The organism is Natronomonas pharaonis DSM 2160 (genome assembly GCF_000026045.1).
Classification (GTDB): Archaea; Halobacteriota; Halobacteria; order Halobacteriales; family Haloarculaceae; genus Natronomonas; species Natronomonas pharaonis.
Genome location: NC_007426.1, coordinates 96,225 through 116,566 on the forward strand (window position 1 = coordinate 96,225; position 20,342 = coordinate 116,566).

Here is a 20,342-nt window from a genome sequence, read left to right on the forward strand (position 1 = left end):
ATGCGTGACCACTACATATAATCGGCGGGACGGGCGGGAAAGGAGGGTTACTCGACCGCGTTTCGAATGTCGGCGACGTCGGCGTCCGTCTTGAACGTCGTGCCGCCGTAGTGGGTCCGGGACGCCTCGTGGCCGGCGGCACGGAGCGCCGCAAGGAAATCGTCCATCGCGATGTTCGGCTCGTTCCACCGCTTGTAGAGCTTGTGCTGGTCGTAGTGGGTCGGTTGGTGGAGTTCGGTGGCGACCGTCGACAGCAGGTCGCGGGCCTTGTCGGCGGTGCCGAAGGAATCGGGGATGGCTCCGGCGACATCGTCGACGAACGCCGCGTCGTGGGCCGGGCCGAGCCACACCGGGCCGGCGGTCCACGTCGACTGCCCGCAGTGCGGACAGGTTGTCGTGGGGTCGGGAACGCGTCCTCGCTCGTGGTCGCGCCAGAGACAGCGCTGGCAGTGGTCGATGTAGCCGAGATGCTCCAGCAGCGCGTCGGCGGCGCGCGCACCGGAGTCGACCCGGAGATAGGTCCGGACGTAGTGGCTCGTGACGTGGCTCAACACCGGCTCGGCAGCGATATCGTGTCGGGCAGCAGTACGGACAAGCGCCGACAGGAGCACTCGCAGCCCCATCTCGGCGTGGAACTCGGTGTTCCGCGGGACGGCATCGTAGCTCCGAACACCGCTCTCGAAGTGGGCACCACACAGCGGCGCGGTGTCGGTCGCGGTGACACAGAGATACTCGCCGGCGCTACGGACGGCCGCATCCGCAAACGCCATCGGCGTGCCGAACGGGTCGAGGTCGACGACATCGTGGGCGGACTCGTGCATGTGGGCGTTGACGTTCCGGTGGTGGACGGTCCCATCGACGCCGTTTCGGTCGAGGTTACGGCGCGTCAGGGCGACAGCGTCGTCGTCGATGTCACAGGCAGTCACGTCATAGCCTGCCGCCGCGGCTCGCACCGACCGGATGCCGCTGGCGGCCATCGCATCGAGATACTCGTCGCAGTCGTCGGAGACAGTCCGGAGCACGGCGGCGGTAATGTCTCGGTTCAGCTCCTGTACCGGGTTGTAGAAGACGCCCTCGCCGGAGCCTTCGCTTGCGCCGTGTCGCTCCTCCGGCACCTCGACGGTAACCGACCCTTCGGAGACCTCCATGTGGGCCTGTCCGGGCCGCCGGGCGAAAAGCGATGTGCTTGGCGGCCGTCGCCGCGACCGAACCTGTTTTGCCGTCCGACGCGGAAGACGGAGCCGTGAACGCGGTCGAAACGTGGGAGCGGACGCTGGAGGCCGACGGCGAACTCACAAGCGACGCCGTCGAACAGATTATCGACACCCACGACGACCGCGGCGTGCGGGCCATCGAGGCAGTCAGCGAAGAACGTGTCAAACAGTACCGTGATTTCACCGTCGTTGTCGGCCACTCGGAGGAGTACGTCATCGAAGACGACGGCTGTAGCTGCGAGGACAGTCGATACAATCTCGACCCGGAGGACCCGACGGCGCTGTGTTGGCACGTCATCGCGGCGAAAATCGCCCGCCGCATCGACGCCGTCGACCACCACGACATGTGGTATTCGGAAGTGCGGGAGTTCCTGTAGCTACTGCGGAACGACAGCGATTTGTCGGCCGCGGTCGATTGCCTGCTCCAGTTCCTCAGCGATTGCCGACCCCCGCGAAACCTGTATCTCGCCGCCGCGGGAGACGGTCGCAGTAAAGAGGTACTCGTCGTCGGCCCGGACCTCAACGGTCTCGCCGTGGTGGTCATCGAGCGGAATGACGACGTGGCGGCTCGTCACCTCGGGGACGACCGTCTCGCCGCCGGCAACACCGGAACCGGACGCGGACGACCCCGAGCCGCTGCGGCCATCCGAGCGGTCGGAGAACGAACGGACGTCGATGTCGATGCCGAGACGGTCTTCTATCTGGCTGATTCGGCCGCCGCCCTTGCCGATGACGTGTGAGATGTCGTCGTCTTCGACCCAGACGACCGCGGTGTTGCCGCCCTTGATTTCGACATCGACGTGGCCGTGGGAGACAGAGCGGATTTCCCGTTCTATCTCCTGTTTTGCGACCCGTTCGACGCCGGTTTCGCCGCCCGACTCGTCTTCGGCCCCCTCCAGCGGCACGGTGACGACCTGCCGGTTGAAGGTGTATATCTCGTAGGCCGGGACGCCGGTCTCGAAGTCCTCGATGACGATAACCGGCCGCGCGAGGTCCTCCTCGACGAGCCCGTGGGGGACCTTGACCTCCGTTTTGACATCGTAGACGGTGTCGACATCGCCGGCCTCGATGTAGACGACGGTGTCGACGACCTGCGGAATCATCCCCAACTCGACGCGGCCGACGAGCCGCTGGAGGGCGTCGATAGCACGGGTGGCGTGTACAACGCCGATCATTCCGACACCGGCCATCCGCATGTCGGCGAACGTCTCGAAGTCGGACGTTTTCCGGACCTCGTCGTAAATCGTGTAGTCCGGCCGAACCATCAAAAGCGAGTCGGCGGTGTTTTCCATCGACCCGCCGAGCTCGGTGTACTGGGTGATTTCGGGGCCGACCTGCAGGTCGCGGGGCTTTTCCATCGTCTTGACCGCGAAGCCGGAGTCATCGAGGAACTCCGCGACAGCTTGGGCGAACGTCGACTTCCCGGCACCCGGGGCTCCGGAGATGAGGACGCCGCGTTGATGTTCGGTAAATCGGTCCCGGAGGGCGTCGGCGCTCTCGTAGTCGTCGAGGTCGGTCTTGACGATGGGGCGGACGGCGGTCACTTCGATGCCGTCCGCGAACGGCGGCTCCGCGACCGCAATCCGCATATCGCGTATCTGGACGATTGTCATCCCCGGCTGCGAAAGCTCGACAAAGCCGTCGGAAACCGTTCGAGCGGTGTCGATAACGTCGTTGGCGAACGACCGCATCTCGGACTCCGAAAGCGGCTCCTCGGCGATGTGTTCGTAGCGCATCTCGCCGACGGTGCCGCGCTTGGCCATGGGCGGAACGTCGGTTTTGAGGTGGACCGACATCGTCTCCTCGTCGAAGTAGGCCTCGACAGCCAGTTCGCCGGCGTCCTCGGTCCGTGGCTCGACGTACTCGACGGGAAGCCCCTTTGCCTCGGCGACCTCGCTTTGGACGACATCGCTTGTCAGCAACGTCGCACCATGTTCGGCCGCGAGGTCGCGGATGAGCGCATCAATCTCGCCCTCGCCCGCATCGCGCTTCTCGATGGCGTCAGGGCGGCGGCCGACGTACTCGATGTCGATGTCACCCGCATCAGCGAGTGCCGCGAGCTGCTGGAGCTCTTCGAGGCCGTCCCAGCCGCTGTCGCGGCCATCGTTGGCCTGTGCCTCCAACTCGCCGACGACCGCCTCCGGGATATAGACGACGTCGACGCCGTCTTCCTCGACGCGTTCCGACACGCGGCCGTCGATGACCGCGCTCGTGTCCGGCAGAATATCCATACTCGCGGGTCGGGTCCGAGGGGGGATAAATACCGTGGTGGGTGCGCCGCCGTCGGCGGCCGGTGATATAAACGCCACCGGGCGAATCGGTCAGACATGGAGAGTCTCGAACTCGCCTCGTTCGTCGGCGAGGAGGACGGTGGCGTCGGCTGTCGGGCCGCCATCGAGAACGGCTTTGCCCCGGAGTTCGCCGTCGTTGGTGAGGGGTCGACCGGCTACTCGGCGGCCGGGGTGACGGATGTCGCAGTTGCACACAAGGGCCGACGCGGGGCGACGCTCGTCGCAACCGGCGATGCCGCTCACGCCAGCGAAGCCGACGCAGCGACAAACGCCATCTATCGAGCTACCGATGCCGTGGCCGTGGTTCGAGAGCTCGATGCACCCGAAACACGGGTGTTCGGCGAGCGGCTCGCCGGTAGCGCCACCGTCACCGAAATCGACGGCGGCGAGGCGTGGAACGTCGTCCCCGACCGCTGTACGGTAACCGTCGACGAGCGGACGGTGCCCGGCGAACGGGCCGCGCTCGAAGCGGCGGCTGTCGACGGCGTCACCCTCGACATCGAGCAAGACCTCCCGCCGATGGCCTGCAGCGACGACGGGTTCGCTGAGACGGCGCTTGCGGCCGCTGACGCCGCCCAGAAGGGCGACGCCGAGGCCGTGACGAAGCCACATGCAACCGACGCCGGCTGGCTTGCGAGTCGCGCGGGGACGGCGTGTGTCGTCTGTGGGGCCGCCGAACCCGGGGAGGCCCACACCGACACCGAAAGCGTCTCGGCGGCAGCCGTCGAGCGCTGTGTCGACATCTATCGCCGGGTTGCCGAAGCGGTCGATGCCGAGGTTTAACTGACAGAGCGAGCAATACTCGCTACGATGGCCGTCGCCGACGCCCCCGTTCCGAAGCTACAGGCCCGCGCCGCCGACTGCGCCGAGCGGCTGCTCGAAGCCGACAGCGTGTTACTGGCCTCTCACATCGACGCCGACGGGCTGACAAGCGCCGCGGTCGCCGCGACCGCGCTCGAACGGGCCGGCCTTCCCTTCGAGGTCGTCTTCGAGAAACAGCTCGACGCCGACGCTCTCGCGGCTCTCGCCGGCCGCGAGTACGAGACGGTGCTGTTTACCGACTTCGGCAGCGGCCAACTCGACATCATCGCCGACCACGAGGCGGCGGGCGATTTCACCCCAGTCATCGCCGACCACCACCAGCCGGCCGAGGCGACGACCGACTACCATCTCAATCCACTGCTGGAAGGCATCGATGGGGCGTCGGAGCTCTCCGGAGCCGGCGCGGCGTACCTGCTGGCGCGTGCGCTGGCGAGCGCCTCCAACGCCGACGAGCGGCTCGACAACCGTGACCTGGCCGCACTCGCGGTCGTGGGCGCTGTCGGTGACATGCAGGCCTCTGGGGGCCAGCTACAGGGAGCCAACGAGGATATCGTCGCCGAGGGGGTCGACGCCGGCGTTCTCACCGAGACGAAAGACCTCGCCGTCTACGGGAAGCAGACGCGACCGCTGCCAAAGCTCCTCGAGTACGCCTCCGACGTGCGGCTGCCGGGCATCACGAACGACGAACGCGGCGCGATCTCCTTTCTCGACGACCTCGACGTTGACTGTCGCGCCGACGGCGACTGGAAGCGGTGGGTCGACCTGACCGACAGCGAGAAACAGACGGTCGCCAGCGGACTGGTACAGTACGCCGTCAACCGCGGCGTCCCGGCGTACAAAATCGAGCGGCTCGTCGGGACGAGCTACGTCCTCAACGAAGAGGAACCGGGGACGGAGCTCCGTGATGCCAGCGAGTTCTCGACGCTGCTGAACGCGACCGCACGCTACGAGCGCGCCGATGTCGGGCTGGCAGTCTGTCTCGGTGACCGCAAAGAGGCCCTCGACCGGGCACGGGAGTTGCTTTCGAACCACCGGCGGAACCTCTCGGAGGGCATCGAATGGGTCGAAGAACACGGCGTCACGAAGACCGACCACCTACAGTGGTTCAACGCCGGCGACGAGATACGGGAGACCATCGTTGGCATCATCGCCGGGATGTCGATGGGGGCCGACGGCGTCTCGCGCGACCGACCTATCATCGCCTTTGCCGAAAAGGGCGACGAGGAAACGAAGGTCTCAGCCCGCGGCACCGGGCCGCTCGTGGGGCGTGGGCTCGATCTCTCGGTCGTGATGGGCGAGGCTGCGCGGGCGGTCGGCGGCGATGGCGGCGGCCACGACGTTGCCGCCGGGGCGACGATACCGGCCGGAAATGAGGCCGAGTTCGTCGACCACGCCGACGAGATTGTCGCCGACCAACTCGGCTAACGCCCGCTGAACAGTCCGCCGGTAGCGTCCGCACGGACGGCTGCTGCTGCGTGTTCGCCGCTCGTTAGACACATCGGGACGCCGATTCCCGGCGACGTGTAGGAGCCAGCATAGAACAGCGAATCGGAGACCGACGACCGAATCGACGGCCGAAGCGGGCCGGTCTGTGAAAGGGTGTGTGCGAGGCCGAGGGCGGTCCCCTGTGGCGCGCCGAACCGTTGGCCGAACTCCGAGACACACGCCGTCCGTTCGAGAACGATGCGGTCCCGGAGGTCGACGCCGGTGTGGGTAGCGATATCGTTGAGGACCTGCTCGCGGAACGTCTCGCGGACCGCCGGGCCGTCGTCGAGACCGGGCGCTATCGGCACCAGCACGACGACCGCCTCGTGGCCGTCGGGAGCCATCGTCGGGTCCGTCGATGACGGGACGTTAATGTAGTAGGCTGGGTCATCCGGCCAGGCTGGCGTCTCGAATATCTGTCGGAAGTGGTCGTCCCAGTCGGTCGGCAACACGAGCGTGTGGTGGTACAGCGGCTCAACGTCGCCTTCGACGCCCAGATACAGCATGAACGCCGACGGCGCGTAGGTCCGGTCCGACCAGTAGTCGTCGCCGTATTCGGCGACGCCGTCCGGCAACAGGTCGCGGTCGACGTGTGCGGGAGCGGCGTTGGCGACGACGGTGTCGGCACGATGCGTGCCGGCGTCAGTACTGACCGTGATTGCGTTGTCTGCGGGGTCGAGACCCGAAACGGGCGTGCCGGTCTCGATGTCGACGCCGAGGTCCCGAGCCAACTCGGCGACGCCATCGACGACGGAAGCGATACCGCCGGTCGGGTGGTAGACGCCGAGATTGAAATCGACGTGGCTCATCAGCGTGTAGATGGCCGGCGTGTTGTGCGGCGCGCCGCCGAGGAAGACCAGCGTATACTGGACGAGCTGTCTGAGCTTCGGGTTCTCGAAGTAGTCGGCGACGTACTCGTCCATCGAGGACAAGAGCGTGAGCCCTCGCACCGCCCGCAGGAGCCGTGGGTCCAGACAGTCCCGGACGCGTGAGCGGTCCTCGTAGACGAACTCGTCGACGCCGACCTCGTAGGCGTGTTCGGCGCTGTCGAGATACGCCCGGAAGGCGTTGCCTGCGCCCGGCTCGTAGCGTTCGAACAGTTCGGCGACCGCCTCGGGGTCGTCCGGCACGTCGACGCGGTCGCCGTCCTTCCAGAAAACCCGGTAGTGCGGGTCGAGACGTTCGAGGTCGTAGAACGCCGACGGCTCGCGGTCGAAGTGGCCGAAGAACCGCTCGAAGGCACCGGGCATCAGATACCACGACGGCCCCGTATCGATGCGGAACCCGTCGGTCTCGATGCGGCCGGCGACGCCGCCCAGTCGGTCGTGCTGTTCGAGCAGCCGGACCTCCGCGCCGTCGGCCGCGAGATGGCAGGCCGCCGCAAGCCCGCCGAATCCGCCGCCGACGACGGTCGCCGACTGGCCATCGAGCGGACAGCGAGCGTGTTGGGTGGTATCCGTGGCGGGCATCTCAGGGGACATACCAGATGCCGCGGTCGGTGTCGAACCAACTGCCGACGACGACGTGCGGCAGGGCGATGATGCTGATGAAGACGGTAAAGAAGGCGACGCCGCTTATCAGCAGCGTCCCGCCGGCCATCGGGTTTGGGAGCAACACAAAGAGGAGTCCCGCGAGCGCGAACGTCGCGATAGCGCCGCCGACGAAGGCCGCAACGGCCGTCCCGGGCGCTGTCCGGCTGGAGTCGGGACCCGAGTCGAGGGTGTCGGATTCGACGGCCGCGATGCGGGCGCTCTGTCGAGCCGAGTACCACAGCGGGAAGTAAAGCCCCACCGCGACGACGACCGGAACGACCGCGAAGTACGCGATTAGCAGCGCCGTCTCGCCGGCGTCGAGTGCCCACGTCGAAAGCGTTTCGTGTCGGAGATAGCCGACGGCGACGTGAGAGACGGCCGCAACCGCAAAGACAGCACCGAGCCCGTACCGGAGCGCGTCGAAATGCGGCGCGACGCTCGCGAAAGCGCCCATCTCGAACATATCGACCATGAAGGTGCTGAATGCCGCGAAGTCACCGGGCCAAAAGAAGAGCGGCACTATCATCACCGTGCCGCCGCGGACAAACGCCGCAAGCGCCCGTTGGGCCGTCGTCTTGAGGTGGGACGTCCCGACCGTCGCATCAAGCACCCGGAGCCCGCCATGGCCGCCCTTCGCGACCGCGACGGCGATAGCGAGCGCGAGACCGACGACGGGCGCGACGAAGAACACCGCGACAAAACCGACTACGAGGGCGAGGTACGCAGCGATATACCGGAGCCCGAAGGAGAGCTCCCGCGGGTCGAGATTGACCATGTGCTCGTAGCCGCCGTACGGGAGATTGAGCGCGACCATCCCGAACAGATACACCGCGGCCTGTGTCTGCATCGACAGGGAGATGCCAGCCCAGCGGGCAAGCAGGAACCAGCCGATGAGCACAACGAGTGCGATACGCGACCCCGACAGCAGCCGCCGGCTTCGGCTGGTGCCGAGCCGACGGAGATTCGATTCGACGGTCGCCATATGAGTGTATTAGGCCGGCAGCCATCTCCCAGTCAGCCCACAATATGGTGGGGTTTAACCGTTACCCGTCACCCCGAAGGGGCTCTCGCCTTCGGTCCACTCCCAGCCGGGCAGCCGCGTCTGGAAGCCGGCCGCGAGCGCGGCTTCGAGGTCGTCCGCGCCGGCAGCCTCGTCAGCGCCGCCGTGGGTATGGATGTCGGCGACGTGGAAGGTCGCCTCGGCGAGCAACGCGAACGGCTCGCCGCCAGCAATTGTCGCCGCCAGCTTTCGGCCGAGGAACTCGTCGACGACAAACCCCGGGTAGTCGCCGTGGCAATCGAGCGACCGTAGGAGGCCACACAGCGCCGCGACGTTGACCGCACGGTCGCCGTCGGCGAAGACAGCGTCGACTTCCCGACGGTACTGGGCCGGCGAGACTGGCGTAACCTCAACGCCGAAGGCGTCCCCGAGCCGTACACGCACGTCGTTGATGTGTTCCGGAACCCGTTCGTTTTCCCGTAGCCGTTCGTGTTCAGCCGACACGGACGACGGTGTCACGTCCATACGGACGTTTTTGCGAAGGGTTTTATATGAGTAGTTGATTAGGAACGACTACGAGCGGGTTTTCCGGTGCGTCCCGCGGTCGTCACCGACGACAGCTACCGATATCAATGTGGTTCACACGTGTACAGTCAGCCGTCCTGTCAACTGTTTCGGTAGCGTTCTGTCGCGGCACCGGGAGCCCCAAAACAGAGGATTTCTAACGCATGAGTGCAGTAGAGCGGAAACTCGACGATATCAAATCGACGATAGTTAGCGAAGTTCCGAACGACATCTCGGTGTCGGACGTGAAATACGAGGGGCCGGAACTGGTCGTCTACACGAAGGACCCAAAACGGTTCGCCAGCGACGGCGACCTCGTCCGACAGCTCGCCTCGAAACTCCGAAAGCGGATTACCGTTCGCCCGGACCCCGAGGTGCTCTCGCGGCCGAGCGACGCCCGCGAGCAGATTATGTCGGTCATCCCCGAGGAGGCCGGCGTCACCGACCTCGATTTCCACCCTGATACGGGCGAGGTCGTCATCGAAGCCGAAAAGCCCGGCATGGTCATCGGCCGCCACGGCTCGACGCTCCGAGAGATAACACAGGAAGTCGGCTGGACGCCCGAGGTCGTCCGGACGCCGCCCATCGAGTCCTCCACGGTGTCGAACGTCCGGAACTTCCTGAAACAGGAACGCGAGGAGCGCCGCGACATCCTCGAACGCATCGGCCGGCAGATTCACCGCGAGGAGATGTCCGACGACGAGTGGGTGCGCATCACGACGCTTGGCTGCTGCCGTGAGGTCGGCCGCGCCGCCTTCATCCTCAACACCCCGGAAACGCGGGTGCTCATCGACTGCGGTGACAAGCCCGGTGCGGAAGGCGAGGTTCCCTACCTCCAGGTCCCCGAAGCCCTCGGTGCTGGCGCGTCGAACCTCGATGCGGTCGTGCTCACCCACGCCCACCTTGATCACTCGGCGCTGATTCCGCTGCTGTTCAAATACGGCTACGATGGGCCGATCTACTGTACGGAGCCGACCCGCGACCTGATGGGACTGCTCACCCTCGACTACCTCGATGTCGCCAGCAAGGAAGGCCGGACCCCGCCGTACGACTCCTCACAGGTTCGGGAGGCCATCAAACACTGCATCCCGCTGGAGTACGGCGACGTGACCGACATCGCGCCCGACCTCAAGCTCACGTTCCACAACGCCGGGCACATTCTGGGGTCGGCGGTCACCCACTTCCACGTCGGCGACGGTCTCTACAACGTCGCCTTCTCCGGCGACATCCACTACGACGACACGCGGCTGTTCAACGGCGCTGTCAACGACTTCCCCCGCGTCGAGACGCTCGTGTTGGAGTCGACCTACGGTGGCCGCAACGATTACCAGACCGACCAAGAGGACTCCGAGGAGACCCTCAAAGAGATTATCCGGGAGACGACGACCGAGGGCGGCAAGGTGCTCATTCCGGCCTTCGCTGTCGGTCGGTCCCAAGAGATCATGCTCGTCCTCGAAGAGGCGATGCGCGAAGGCGAGATTCCGACCGTCCCGGTCCACCTCGACGGGATGATCTGGGAGGCGACCGCCATCCACACCACCTACCCCGAGTACCTCCGTGATGACCTCCGGGACCGCATTTTCCACGACGATGAGAACCCCTTCCTCGCCGACCAGTTCAACCACATCGACGGCGGCGAGGAGGAGCGACAGGAGGTCGCCGATGGCGGCCCCTGCATAGTTCTCTCGACATCCGGGATGGTCGAGGGCGGCCCCATCATGTCGTGGCTCAACCACATCGGCAGCGAGGAAAAGTCGACGATGACCTTCGTCGGCTACCAGGCACAGGGGACGCTCGGCAGCCGCATCCAGAGCGGCTGGGACGAGATTCCGATGAACGACCGCGGCAACGGCCGTGGCACGCTCAAGCTCAATATGAACGTCGAGACGGTCGACGGCTTCTCCGGCCACGCCGACCGGCAGGGGCTGATGAACTTCGTCCGGACCATGAACCCGCGTCCCGAGAAGGTCCTCTGTGTCCACGGCGACGAGTCCTCGGTACAGGACCTGTCGTCGGCACTCTACCACGAGTTCAACATGCGGACGTTCGCCCCGAAGAACCTCGAAACGTTCCGCTTCAAGTAAGTTATCGCCGCCGCCTCGCGACCCGCTCTTCTGCCGTCTCCTCGGCAACGACTTCATACAGCAGCGCCCGACCGCCGTCGTCGCTGGGGCGCAGCACGCGGCCGAGCCGCTGGGTGAACTCCCGTTGGCTGCCCGACCCGGAGAGAACGACCGCAACGTTGGCGTCGGGAACGTCAACGCCCTCATCAAGGACGTTTGCGGCGACGACGCGGGAGTAGTCGCCGCGACGGAACCGGTCGAGTATCTCGCGCCGCTCGTCGGTACCCATCTCGCTGGTTATCGGCGGTATCAGGAATCGCTCGGCAATGTCGTAGACGAGGTCGGTGTAGGCGGTAAAGACAATGACGCGGTCGCCGTCGTGCCGGTCGAGGATGTCGGCCAGCACGGTCAGTTTCCGCTCGGCGTTCATCATCACCTCTCTGGCTCGTTGCTTGGCGAGCAGTGCTTCGCGGGCCTTCGGGTCCGAGCCCGACCGTTTGACGAGTTCCTGATAATCGCTGCCGGACCGAAGTTGGATGTCCGACGACGCGAGATACTCGGTGAACGTCTGTTGGTGGCGCTCGTAGATGTCCCGCTCTTCGGGCGTGAGCGGAACTTCGAGCCGGCGGATGTCGTAGTCGGCGAGGTGGTCCCCGGCGAGGTCCTCGGCGGAGCGCTCGTAGACGACCGGACCGACGAGCGTCTCGATGACCTCGTGTTCGCCGTCGGGGCGTTCGAAGGTAGCAGTCAGCCCGAGGCGAGCCGGCGCGGCCGAGAGCCGCGCGGCGTCGCGGTAGCCCTCGCCGCCGAGGTGGTGGACCTCATCAAAAACGACCAGCCCGAAGCGGTTCCCGAGGTCCTCAGCCCGAAGATACGCCGAATCGTAGGTCGCGACCGTCAGCGGCTCGATGCGCTGGACGCCGCCGCCGAGCCGGCCAACCGCCGTCGCATCGCCGAACTCGGCGGATAGCTCCTCGTGCCACTGGTCGAGCAGGTCGACAGTCGGGACGACAACGAGCGTCGGTGTTTCGAGGGCGGCAATCGCGCCGACGGCCAGTACGGTCTTGCCGCTGCCGGTCGGGAGGACGACGACGCCACGGTCGCCGTGGCTCCGCCACGCGTCGAGGGCTTCCCGCTGGTAGCCGCGGAGTTCGTATGTCGTCGACAGCCCGTCGACAGCCGGCGTATCGAGGACACGGTCCTCGACAGCGAGTCCGCGGTCCCGACAGGTCCGGCGCAGGAACGGATACCGGAACGCCGGCGCGCGATGGCTCTCCGAACGCGGGTCGGCCTCGACAAACGACAGGCTGGCGAGCCGCTCTGTGCCGTCGCCGTCGATTCGAACCGTGCCCTCGTCGTAGCGGAGCGTGACCACACCGATGTTCGGCACCCGGGGCGTTTAACGGCGACGGCTGCGGGGATTCGGTCAGAATTGCCGTAAGTTTTGTAACGTCGCTGGGAGATGTCCCGTGTGGTGAGCTGTCGTATGAGCACGAGTTTCAAGGATTTCGTCGGTGAGGTACAGCATCGAATCGAGGCTGGCGAACAGGCCGAGGCCGTCAGAACGACGCGGGCGGTGCTGACGACGCTCGGCGAGCGGGTCAGCGAGGGTGGTGCGACCGACATCGCCAGCCCGCTGCCGAAAGAAATCGACCGGTATCTGCTGGCGGCCGACCACGGGCAAGTCTACGACTACGACACCTTCATCCAACGGGTAACAGACCGGCTCAACTACGACGACCTCGAACTCGACAGCGGCCACGGGCAGCCGTCAAACATCGACCAAGGCGAGGCCGTCTACCGCACGAAGGCGGTCGTTGCGCTGGTCAGCGACCTCGTTCGTGGCGGTGAGTTGGCGCACGTCGAAGAACAGCTGCCGCCGGAATTCGACGACCTCTTTGAGTTCTCGAAAACCGACTCGCCCCCTTGGGGTGACGACTGACCCGCCCGGGGGCGTTTCTCAACGCTTATTGGCGGCGACCGGCTGCCGTCGTATATGAGCGACGACCAGGGAGACGCCGTCGAAGCGTCATCGGAGGCTGACGAAGAAGCGTCGACATCGCCCGACGAAGGAGACGACCGCGACCCGGTGGCTGCCGTGGCCGAGCGGGCCGAAAACGACCCTGCGTCGGTCGCGGCGGAACTGGTCGCTCTTCGTGAGGAGGCCGCCGAGTTGGAAACCGAGCGGGACGACCTCGAATCCCGACTCAAGCGGAAGCAGGCGGAGTTCCAAAACTACAAGAAGCGACAGGAAAAGCAGCGCGAGAAGGAACGCGCCCGCGCGACAGAAGCGCTCGTCGAAAAGCTGCTAGAGGTTCGGGACAACCTCAACCGCGCACTCGAACAGGATGCGGACGCCGACATCCGCGAGGGTGTCGAGGCGACCTTCCGGCAGCTCGACGACATCCTCGACGGGGAGGGCGTCGAGGCCATCGAACCCGACCCCGGAACCGAGACGGACCCGAAGCGCCACGAGGTACTCCTGCAGGTCGAAAGCGACGAGCCGGAAGGTACCGTCGCGGAACTCCACCGCCCGGGCTACGAGATGGCCGGCAAAGTCCTCCGTGCGGCGCAGGTGACAGTCTCGGAAGGGCCATCCGGGGACAGTGAAGCCGAGGATGACGCCGACGGCGAAGACGGGGACGAATAGCGCTTCTGTTTATATCCCTCGGTCCGGGCAGCACCGGTGAACCAAAACCACCAGAAGAGACGGTGACGCATCCGAACCACTCTCGGCCCGTCTAGCAACTTTTAACCGACTTAATCCGGTATAGCCGAACAAGATGGCGAGCAACAAGATTCTCGGTATCGACCTCGGTACCACCAACTCCGCGTTTGCGGTCATGGAGGGTGGCGACCCCGAGATAATCGTCAACAGCGAGGGCGAACGGACGACGCCGTCGGTTGTCGCCTTCACCGACGACGGCGAACGGCTTGTCGGCAAGCCGGCCAAGAACCAGGCGGTCCAAAACCCCGAGGACACGATTCAGTCCATCAAGCGACACATGGGGGAAGACGACTACACCGTCGAGGTCGGCGACGACGAGTACACACCCGAGCAGATCTCGGCGATGATTCTCCAGAAGATCAAACGCGACGCCGAGGAGTACCTCGGCGACGACATCGAGAAGGCCGTTATCACGGTGCCGGCCTACTTCAACGACCGACAGCGACAGGCGACCAAGGACGCCGGCGAAATCGCCGGCTTCGAGGTCGAACGCATCGTCAACGAGCCGACGGCGGCTGCGATGGCCTACGGGCTCGACGACGAGTCCGACCAGACGGTGCTCGTCTACGACCTCGGCGGCGGCACCTTCGACGTCTCCATCCTCGATCTGGGCGGCGGCGTCTACGAGGTCGTCGCCACGAACGGTGACAACGACCTCGGCGGCGACGACTGGGACGAAGCCATCATTGACTATCTGGCCGACTCCTTCGAAGAGGAACACGGTATCGACCTCCGTGAGGACCGACAGGCGCTCCAGCGGCTTCACGAGGCCGCCGAGGAGGCGAAAATCGAGCTCTCCTCGCGGAAGGAGACGAACATCAACCTGCCGTTCATCGCGGCGACCGACGAGGGGCCGCTCAACCTCGAAGAGAGCATCTCGCGAGCGAAGTTCGAGTCGCTGACGAGCGACCTCGTCGAGCGCACTGTCGGCCCGACCGAACAGGCGCTTGACGATGCTGGCTACTCGAAGGGCGACATCGATGAAGTCATCCTCGTCGGTGGGTCGACCCGGATGCCGATGGTCCAAGAGAAAGTCGAGGAACTGACGGGCCAAGAGCCAAAAAAGAACGTCAACCCCGACGAAGCGGTCGGTCTCGGGGCAGCCATTCAGGGCGGCGTGCTCTCCGGCGATGTCGACGACATCGTCCTGCTGGACGTGACGCCGCTGTCGCTCGGTATCGAGGTCAAGGGCGGCCTCTTCGAGCGTCTCATCGACAAGAACACGACCATCCCGACCGAGGCCTCGAAGGTCTTTACGACCGCCGCCGACAACCAGACCTCGGTCAACATCCGCGTCTTCCAAGGCGAGCGCGAAATCGCCGAGGAAAACGAACTACTCGGTGCATTCCAGCTAACCGGCATCCCGCCGGCACCCGCCGGAACACCGCAGATTGAGGTGACGTTCAACATCGACGAAAACGGCATCGTCAACGTCGAGGCCGAAGACCAAGGCTCCGGCAACAAGGAAGACATCACCATCGAGGGCGGCGTCGGCCTCTCCGACGAGGAGATCGAGGAGATGCAGGAAGAAGCCGAAAAGCACGCCGAGGAAGACGAAAAGCGCCGCGAGCGCATCGAGGCCCGCAACGAGGCCGAATCGACGCTCCAGCGCGCCGAGACGCTCCTCGACGAAAACGAAGACGCGGTCGACGACGACCTCCGTGCCGACATCGAGGCGTCGATGGACGACCTCCGCGAGGTCGTCGAAGACGAGGACGCCGACACCGACGAACTCACCGAGGCGACCGAGGCACTCGCCGAAGCGCTCCAGGAAATCGGCAAGCAGATGTACCAACAGCAGGCCGGTGAAGGCGGAGCCGGCGCTGGTGCAGGCGCCGCAGGCGGTATGGGCGGCGCTGGCCCCGGTGGCATGGGCGGTGCCGGTCCCGGCGGTATGGGTGGCGCTGGCCCCGGTGGCATGGGCGGCGCCGGTCCGGGTGCCGGTGCCGGCCAGCAAGGCGACGGCGAGGAGTTCGTCGACGCCGACTTCGAGGACGTCGACGACGAAGACGACGAAGACGAATAACGGGATTGAACGACCCGCAGCCGGGCGGTTCCGTGGCAAGGTTTTTTACCACCGCGTAGGGATTGTAGCCTCATGACCGGCTTCGATGAGGGGGCGCAACCGAGAACTGTCGATTACGAGCCGAGAAGCGTCAAGGACCTCCTCGTCGAGATGAAGGACACCTCCGAGTTACTCATCGATTTAGCGTACTCGGCGGTGCTCCACCAGAACGACGAACTCGCCAGCGAGGTGCTCGCGCTCGAAGAAAAGATGGATGTCCTTCAGATGCGAGCCCGGATGAGTCTAATGTTGGCGGTCCGGAACCCGAAGGAGGCCGAAGCCCTCGCCCCTGTGTTGGGCATCGTCGCCGGTGCAGACCACGTCAGCGACGCTGCCGCGGACATTGCGAAGATTGTCCTCGACGACATCGGCCTCCCGGAGTCGATGCGGGCGGCGCTACCGGAAGCCGTCGAGACGCTTGTCCGCGGCACCGTCGCGCCGGCATCGAGCTACACCGGGCGGACACTCGAAGGAATCAATCTCGAGTCCGAGACGGGGGTCCGTGTCATCGGCATCCGGCGGGGCGACGAATGGATACTGAACCCGGGACCGGAGACGAAGCTCGCAGCGGAGGATACGGTGTTTCTCCGCGGGCCGGAACAGCGCCTCGATGAAGTCTACATGACGCTGACCGGCACGGAATACGAGTCGACGGAGCCGCCGGAGCCCGATATCGACGACCTCGAACGGGCCGTCGACTCTATCATCCTGATGAAGAACCTCTCGGAGCTGGCGGTAGATTTAGCCTACGGGAGCGTGCTCTTCGACAGCGATGAACTCGCAGCGGAGGTCAGGAACCTCGAAGTCGAGGTCGATGCCCTCCGGTCGCGGTTCGAGGCGTGGCTGCTCGGTGCGGCCGCCGATGCCGACGACCCTGTCGCCCTGCGGGGCCTCATCTACCTCGGCGTCTCGACGGAGACAATCAGCGATGCGGCCCTCGATATCTCCGAGGGCGTGCTGCGCGGACTGACGGTCCATCCCGTCGTCGAGTTGGCGGTCCAAGAATCCGACGAGCTGCTCGTCCGCGTTGCGGTCGAGGAGGGAAGCGACCTCGATGGAACCGACATCGAAGCCGGCGTTCCGGTGACAGAGCTGGGGATGAACGTCATCGCTGTCAGACGGCCTGACGAGGGATGGTTGCTCGTCTCCGACATCGACCTGACACTGCAGCCCGGCGACGTACTCATCGCCAAGGGAACCCGGACGTCTGCCGCGGAGTTCCGGGAGCTGGCCGTCGCTTGAAACGGACCGCGCTCAGAGGAGAAGGACTACGAACTCCACGAGCGCCGCGGTCGTCTCCTCGATACCGTCCCCGAAGTCTTGGTCGAGCACGAGAATCGCAACGCCCGACAGTATCAGAACGCCACAGATGTCAGCGACGTTCGTGACGACGGGGATGGTCGTGTCGTCGGGGTCCAGCCCCATCCGGTAGGAGACGTAGGTCGCGCTGACCGCGAGGAGAATCGCCAGCACGGCCAGCGACATCCCGCTGAGAAGCGAGATGAGAAGCAGGTCAAAAAGCGGCAGCGGCTCGCCGGTGATAAACTGCCCGACCCCGTAAGCGGCGAAGCCGAGAATCGTGAAGATGGTCGCCGCCAGCCCCAAGATTGCGATGACGTTCGTCCACAGCGCCGTATCTCGGATGTCGAACTCGAGGACGCCGAGGTGGAGCCGCGTCGAGAGCCGCGAGGCGAGGATGCAGCCGAGATTGCCGCCCATGTCGATCATCACCGGCACCAAGACGAGCAGCGTCGGGTTGCCGAGATACGTCTCCTCGAGCGTCTCCAAGACGGCTCCGGACACCATCTGCAGAATGCTCAGGCCGATGAGGATGGGGGCCATCGTTAGCACGATGGCGCGCGTTGACCACGTGTTCAGGGAGCCGACACCGGATGGGGCGACCATCTATATCAACACCCCCACGACGAGGACAGCGGTATAGAGGAAAACGACGCCGAAGATGTCACCGAGCGTCGTCACGACGGGGCCGACGAGGTTGTCGGGGTCCATCCCGTATTTGTAGCCGGCAAAGACCAGCGCGAGCAGCCCGACAATGAGAACGACGGAGGTCAGGACGCCTGCGATGAGCATAATCGAGACGAGCGCGAGCAATGATGCCTCCGACTCGGGGCGGAGGAAGCCAATGACGACCCACGAGAGAAAACCGATGAACACCGAGATGCCGATGCCGTTGATGAAAGAAGCGGTGACGGCGTTGATGAGCCGGCGGTCCCATTCAAATCGCGGCTCGATGAGCCCCTGGTGAAGCCCGGAGGAGATTCTGGCACCGAGCGCCCCGTAGACGTTACCTCGGGTACCGAGGAACGCGGGCAGAAGCAGTAGTAATCCGGGGAACTGCTCGAACCCGTCGGTCATGCCCTCAGTCCCCAGTACCGACCCGGCGAAGATGCCGCCGCCGAGACTGACAACGAGAATAGCGATGCTCTCACGGTAAATCCGCCAGGCCCCGTGACGAGCGTCCATACCCGTGTGTGACGGAGTTCGTTCATAAAACTACCCACCGCGGGAGAGCGTCCGGAATTAATAAATAGTGATTAGCTCTTGATAACAAATGTGAACGAGTTCGTCATCGTTGGTGGTGGCGTCCACGGGACGTACCTCGCCAACCGGGCTACAGCGGAGTACGACCCCGAAGACATCACTATCGTCGACCCAGCACCGCGGCTGCTTTCGACGTTCCGGCAGCGTGCGGCGCGGTGCGGCATGACTGAGCTCCGGTCGCCATTCGTCCATCATCTCGGCCGTGACCCGTTCGACCTCGAGACGTTCGCTCACTCCCGTGGCCGGGAAGCGGAGCTGGTGCCAACGCCGAACTATCCACCCCGGCCGACGCTGTCGCTGTTTTGTGACCACGCTGCCCATGTTATTGCGCGCCGCGGCCTTGACGCGCTCCACCGCCGGGGGACCGTGACTGATGTCCGCGACGCCGGGGACGGGCTAGTCGTTGAGACAACCGGGGGAACGCTCCGGAGCCGGCGGGTCGTGCTTGCAGTCGGACACGGACCGCCGTCGCTCCCCGAGTGGGCCGGCGATGCCATCGACCACGTCTGGGACGACGCCCCCAACAGCGGCCGAACAGCGTCACCGCGTGCGGTCGCCGCCGACGGCGGGAACGTCGTCGCCGACGGCGATGGCGTTGCTGAAAATACCAACGATAAGGCCCCGGATATCGTCGTCGGGGGCGGCAGCACGGCCGCGCAGGTGGCACTGCAGCGCAACGCGGATATCCTGTTGAGCCGCCATCCGCTCCGGACGTCAGTCACCGAGGCTGAGCCGCCGTGGGTGAACTGGCCACACATCCAGCGGGAGCTTCACGGCCACCCGCCGGGGTCGAAGGCCCGGCTCAAGACGGTCCGGGAGGCCAGAAAGTCCGGCACGATACGGCCGCAGCTCCGGGACCGTCTCGAAGCGAGCGATGTCTCTGTGGTTGTCGGCGAGGTCGAAAGCGCCGTCGAAACGGACGACGCTGTTCGGCTTCGGCTGACCGACGGCCGGCCGCTTGCCGGCGACGCGGTGTGCTGTGCGACCGGGTTCGAACCGCCGTGGGACCGCCCGTTCGTCCGCCGGCTCGCATCGTCGCTGGGATTGGAGCGCGGCTATGACGGGATGCCCGTGCTTGACGATGCGACAGTATCGTGGCGGGGCGACACCGACGGCATCTACGCGAGCGGCGCGCTCGCTGCTGGGACGGTCGGCCCGTTCGCCGGCAACGTCATCGGTGCACGTCGGGCCGCAGACCGCATCGTCGGCTAGGGCCAGCCGGTGTGTTCTTCGTCGTCGTCCGTCTCCGTCGCCAGCACCCACCCGGCCGTCTCGGCAGCCTCAGCCACGGGGCGGTACTCCCAGCCGTGTCGCTCGGCGGCGTCCTCGATGTCGTCGTGTGCGGCGACCAGAATATACCGGTCGGCGTCGTGTTCCGGCTGCCCTTTGACCTTCGGGAGGCTCTCGTGGCGACTCCGCGGCCCTGGCAGGAAGTCGGGGTTGAAGCCGTAGTCACGGGCCCGCTTGCGGACCAGATGCGTCGGCTCGTCGCTGATGATGCCGAGATGACTGGTCCAGCCCATCGTGTCGCGGATGACGCCGGCGGGGTCCGCGAGCCGCTCTAGTGCGGCAAGCTCGAAGGCGAGCGTGATGCGTTCGGCGTCGTCTGTCATGGGATTCGATAGGGAGGAAACGCCGAAAACGGTGTCGGTCAGCCGAGCGTCCGCACGAGAAGGTTGCCGGCGGCGACGGCTCCGAGTGCTGCGCTTACCTGTACGGTCGCCCCGACCGGAGCAAAGACGCCGAGCAACACGACGAGCACGGCGAAGGCGATGACGCCGACCTCGATGCGTCGGACCGGCACGTCGATGTCGAGGCTGTGTTCGACCTCGAGGCTCGTCGCACCGGTCACGTCGACGTTATGGTCCATGTTGTCGGCAAGAAACTCCGTCGGGACGAAAAGCTCCGGACCGAAGAGCGGTTGACGGTCGTCGTCGTTAGCCATACCTGTTCGTTTATCGCCGCCATCAATAAGCCGGCGGTCGGTGAGTATTTGGCCGCCGAGGCGCACCATCG

The 20,342-nt window shown here is 65.4% G+C and carries 18 protein-coding genes and 1 pseudogene; 9 read left to right on the plus strand and 10 right to left on the minus strand.

All coding sequences use genetic code 11. The features are described from left to right. Positions 1–47: 47 nt before the first annotated feature. Positions 48–1,148, minus strand: coding sequence for a tRNA (guanine(26)-N(2))-dimethyltransferase (locus NP_RS00485; protein WP_011321827.1), 1,101 nt, complete (start codon positions 1,146–1,148; stop codon positions 48–50). Between the two features lie 32 nt (positions 1,149–1,180). Here NP_RS00485 and NP_RS00490 point away from each other — a divergent pair, with 32 nt between their 5' ends. Then, positions 1,181–1,591, plus strand: a complete 411-nt coding sequence (locus tag NP_RS00490) for a hypothetical protein (protein WP_011321828.1) — start codon at positions 1,181–1,183, stop codon at positions 1,589–1,591. Here the strand turns inward: NP_RS00490 and NP_RS00495 are convergent, their stop codons facing one another. Then, the gene (locus NP_RS00495; protein WP_011321829.1) at positions 1,592–3,445 is read right to left on the minus strand and encodes a PINc/VapC family ATPase; all 1,854 of its coding nucleotides are present in this window, start codon (positions 3,443–3,445) and stop codon (positions 1,592–1,594) included. A gap of 105 nt (positions 3,446–3,550) precedes the next feature. Here NP_RS00495 and NP_RS00500 point away from each other — a divergent pair. Then, positions 3,551–4,288 (plus strand): annotated as a pseudogene (locus NP_RS00500) (M20/M25/M40 family metallo-hydrolase); the annotation flags it as partial. Between the two features lie 27 nt (positions 4,289–4,315). Continuing rightward, the gene (locus tag NP_RS00505) at positions 4,316–5,752 is read left to right on the plus strand and encodes a DHH family phosphoesterase (protein WP_011321831.1); all 1,437 of its coding nucleotides are present in this window, start codon (positions 4,316–4,318) and stop codon (positions 5,750–5,752) included. Here the strand turns inward: NP_RS00505 and NP_RS00510 are convergent. The 3 genes from NP_RS00510 to NP_RS00520 are packed head-to-tail and all read right to left on the minus strand — an operon-like array spanning position 5,749 to position 8,869. After that, the gene (locus tag NP_RS00510; protein ID WP_011321832.1) at positions 5,749–7,281 is read right to left on the minus strand and encodes a phytoene desaturase family protein; all 1,533 of its coding nucleotides are present in this window, start codon (positions 7,279–7,281) and stop codon (positions 5,749–5,751) included. The two genes, NP_RS00505 and NP_RS00510, sit on opposite strands and share 4 nt — an antisense overlap. A gap of 1 nt (position 7,282) precedes the next feature. After that, a complete protein-coding gene (locus NP_RS00515; RefSeq protein ID WP_011321833.1) occupies positions 7,283–8,326 on the minus strand; it encodes a Brp/Blh family beta-carotene 15,15'-dioxygenase in 1,044 nt (347 codons plus the stop codon). A gap of 54 nt (positions 8,327–8,380) precedes the next feature. Next, on the minus strand, positions 8,381–8,869 hold the full coding sequence (locus NP_RS00520; RefSeq protein WP_011321834.1) for a hypothetical protein: 489 nt from the start codon (positions 8,867–8,869) through the stop codon (positions 8,381–8,383). A gap of 203 nt (positions 8,870–9,072) precedes the next feature. Here NP_RS00520 and NP_RS00525 point away from each other — a divergent pair, with 203 nt between their 5' ends. Next, positions 9,073–10,992 carry a beta-CASP ribonuclease aCPSF1 gene (locus NP_RS00525; RefSeq protein ID WP_011321835.1) on the plus strand — a complete coding sequence of 640 codons (1,920 nt, stop codon included), beginning with the start codon at positions 9,073–9,075 and terminating at the stop codon, positions 10,990–10,992. Position 10,993: 1 nt separating this feature from the next. On the opposite strand, the gene NP_RS00530 is transcribed toward NP_RS00525, so the two are convergent. Continuing rightward, complete coding sequence (locus NP_RS00530; protein WP_011321836.1) at positions 10,994–12,346, minus strand: DEAD/DEAH box helicase family protein; 1,353 nt, start codon at positions 12,344–12,346, stop codon at positions 10,994–10,996. A 111-nt stretch (positions 12,347–12,457) separates the two neighbouring features. Between NP_RS00530 and NP_RS00535 the strand changes: the two genes are divergently transcribed. The 4 genes from NP_RS00535 (at position 12,458) to NP_RS00550 (ending at position 17,006) form a co-directional block, all read left to right on the plus strand. Continuing rightward, the gene (locus NP_RS00535) at positions 12,458–12,913 is read left to right on the plus strand and encodes a DUF2267 domain-containing protein (RefSeq protein ID WP_011321837.1); all 456 of its coding nucleotides are present in this window, start codon (positions 12,458–12,460) and stop codon (positions 12,911–12,913) included. Positions 12,914–12,967: 54 nt separating this feature from the next. Further along, positions 12,968–13,621, plus strand: a complete 654-nt coding sequence (locus NP_RS00540) for a nucleotide exchange factor GrpE (RefSeq protein ID WP_011321838.1) — start codon at positions 12,968–12,970, stop codon at positions 13,619–13,621. 133 nt (positions 13,622–13,754) lie between these two features. Beyond that, complete coding sequence (gene dnaK / locus NP_RS00545) at positions 13,755–15,725, plus strand: molecular chaperone DnaK (RefSeq protein WP_011321839.1); 1,971 nt, start codon at positions 13,755–13,757, stop codon at positions 15,723–15,725. Positions 15,726–15,797: 72 nt separating this feature from the next. Next, positions 15,798–17,006, plus strand: a complete 1,209-nt coding sequence (locus NP_RS00550) for a potassium channel family protein (RefSeq protein WP_011321840.1) — start codon at positions 15,798–15,800, stop codon at positions 17,004–17,006. Between the two features lie 12 nt (positions 17,007–17,018). On the opposite strand, the gene NP_RS00555 is transcribed toward NP_RS00550, so the two are convergent. Both NP_RS00555 and NP_RS00560 read right to left on the minus strand, forming a co-directional pair. Continuing rightward, the gene (locus tag NP_RS00555; RefSeq protein WP_011321841.1) at positions 17,019–17,669 is read right to left on the minus strand and encodes a magnesium transporter; all 651 of its coding nucleotides are present in this window, start codon (positions 17,667–17,669) and stop codon (positions 17,019–17,021) included. Next, positions 17,670–18,248 carry a magnesium transporter gene (locus NP_RS00560; RefSeq protein ID WP_011321842.1) on the minus strand — a complete coding sequence of 193 codons (579 nt, stop codon included), beginning with the start codon at positions 18,246–18,248 and terminating at the stop codon, positions 17,670–17,672. 90 nt (positions 18,249–18,338) lie between these two features. Between NP_RS00560 and NP_RS00565 the strand changes: the two genes are divergently transcribed. Beyond that, a complete protein-coding gene (locus NP_RS00565; protein ID WP_011321843.1) occupies positions 18,339–19,538 on the plus strand; it encodes an FAD/NAD(P)-binding protein in 1,200 nt (399 codons plus the stop codon). On the opposite strand, the gene NP_RS00570 is transcribed toward NP_RS00565, so the two are convergent. Both NP_RS00570 and NP_RS00575 read right to left on the minus strand, forming a co-directional pair. Next, entirely contained in the window at positions 19,535–19,939 is a 405-nt protein-coding gene (locus NP_RS00570; protein WP_011321844.1) for a DUF7124 domain-containing protein, read from the minus strand. The two genes, NP_RS00565 and NP_RS00570, sit on opposite strands and share 4 nt — an antisense overlap. Before the next feature lie 38 nt (positions 19,940–19,977). Further along, on the minus strand, positions 19,978–20,271 hold the full coding sequence (locus NP_RS00575) for a hypothetical protein (RefSeq protein WP_011321845.1): 294 nt from the start codon (positions 20,269–20,271) through the stop codon (positions 19,978–19,980). Positions 20,272–20,342: the final 71 nt, after the last annotated feature.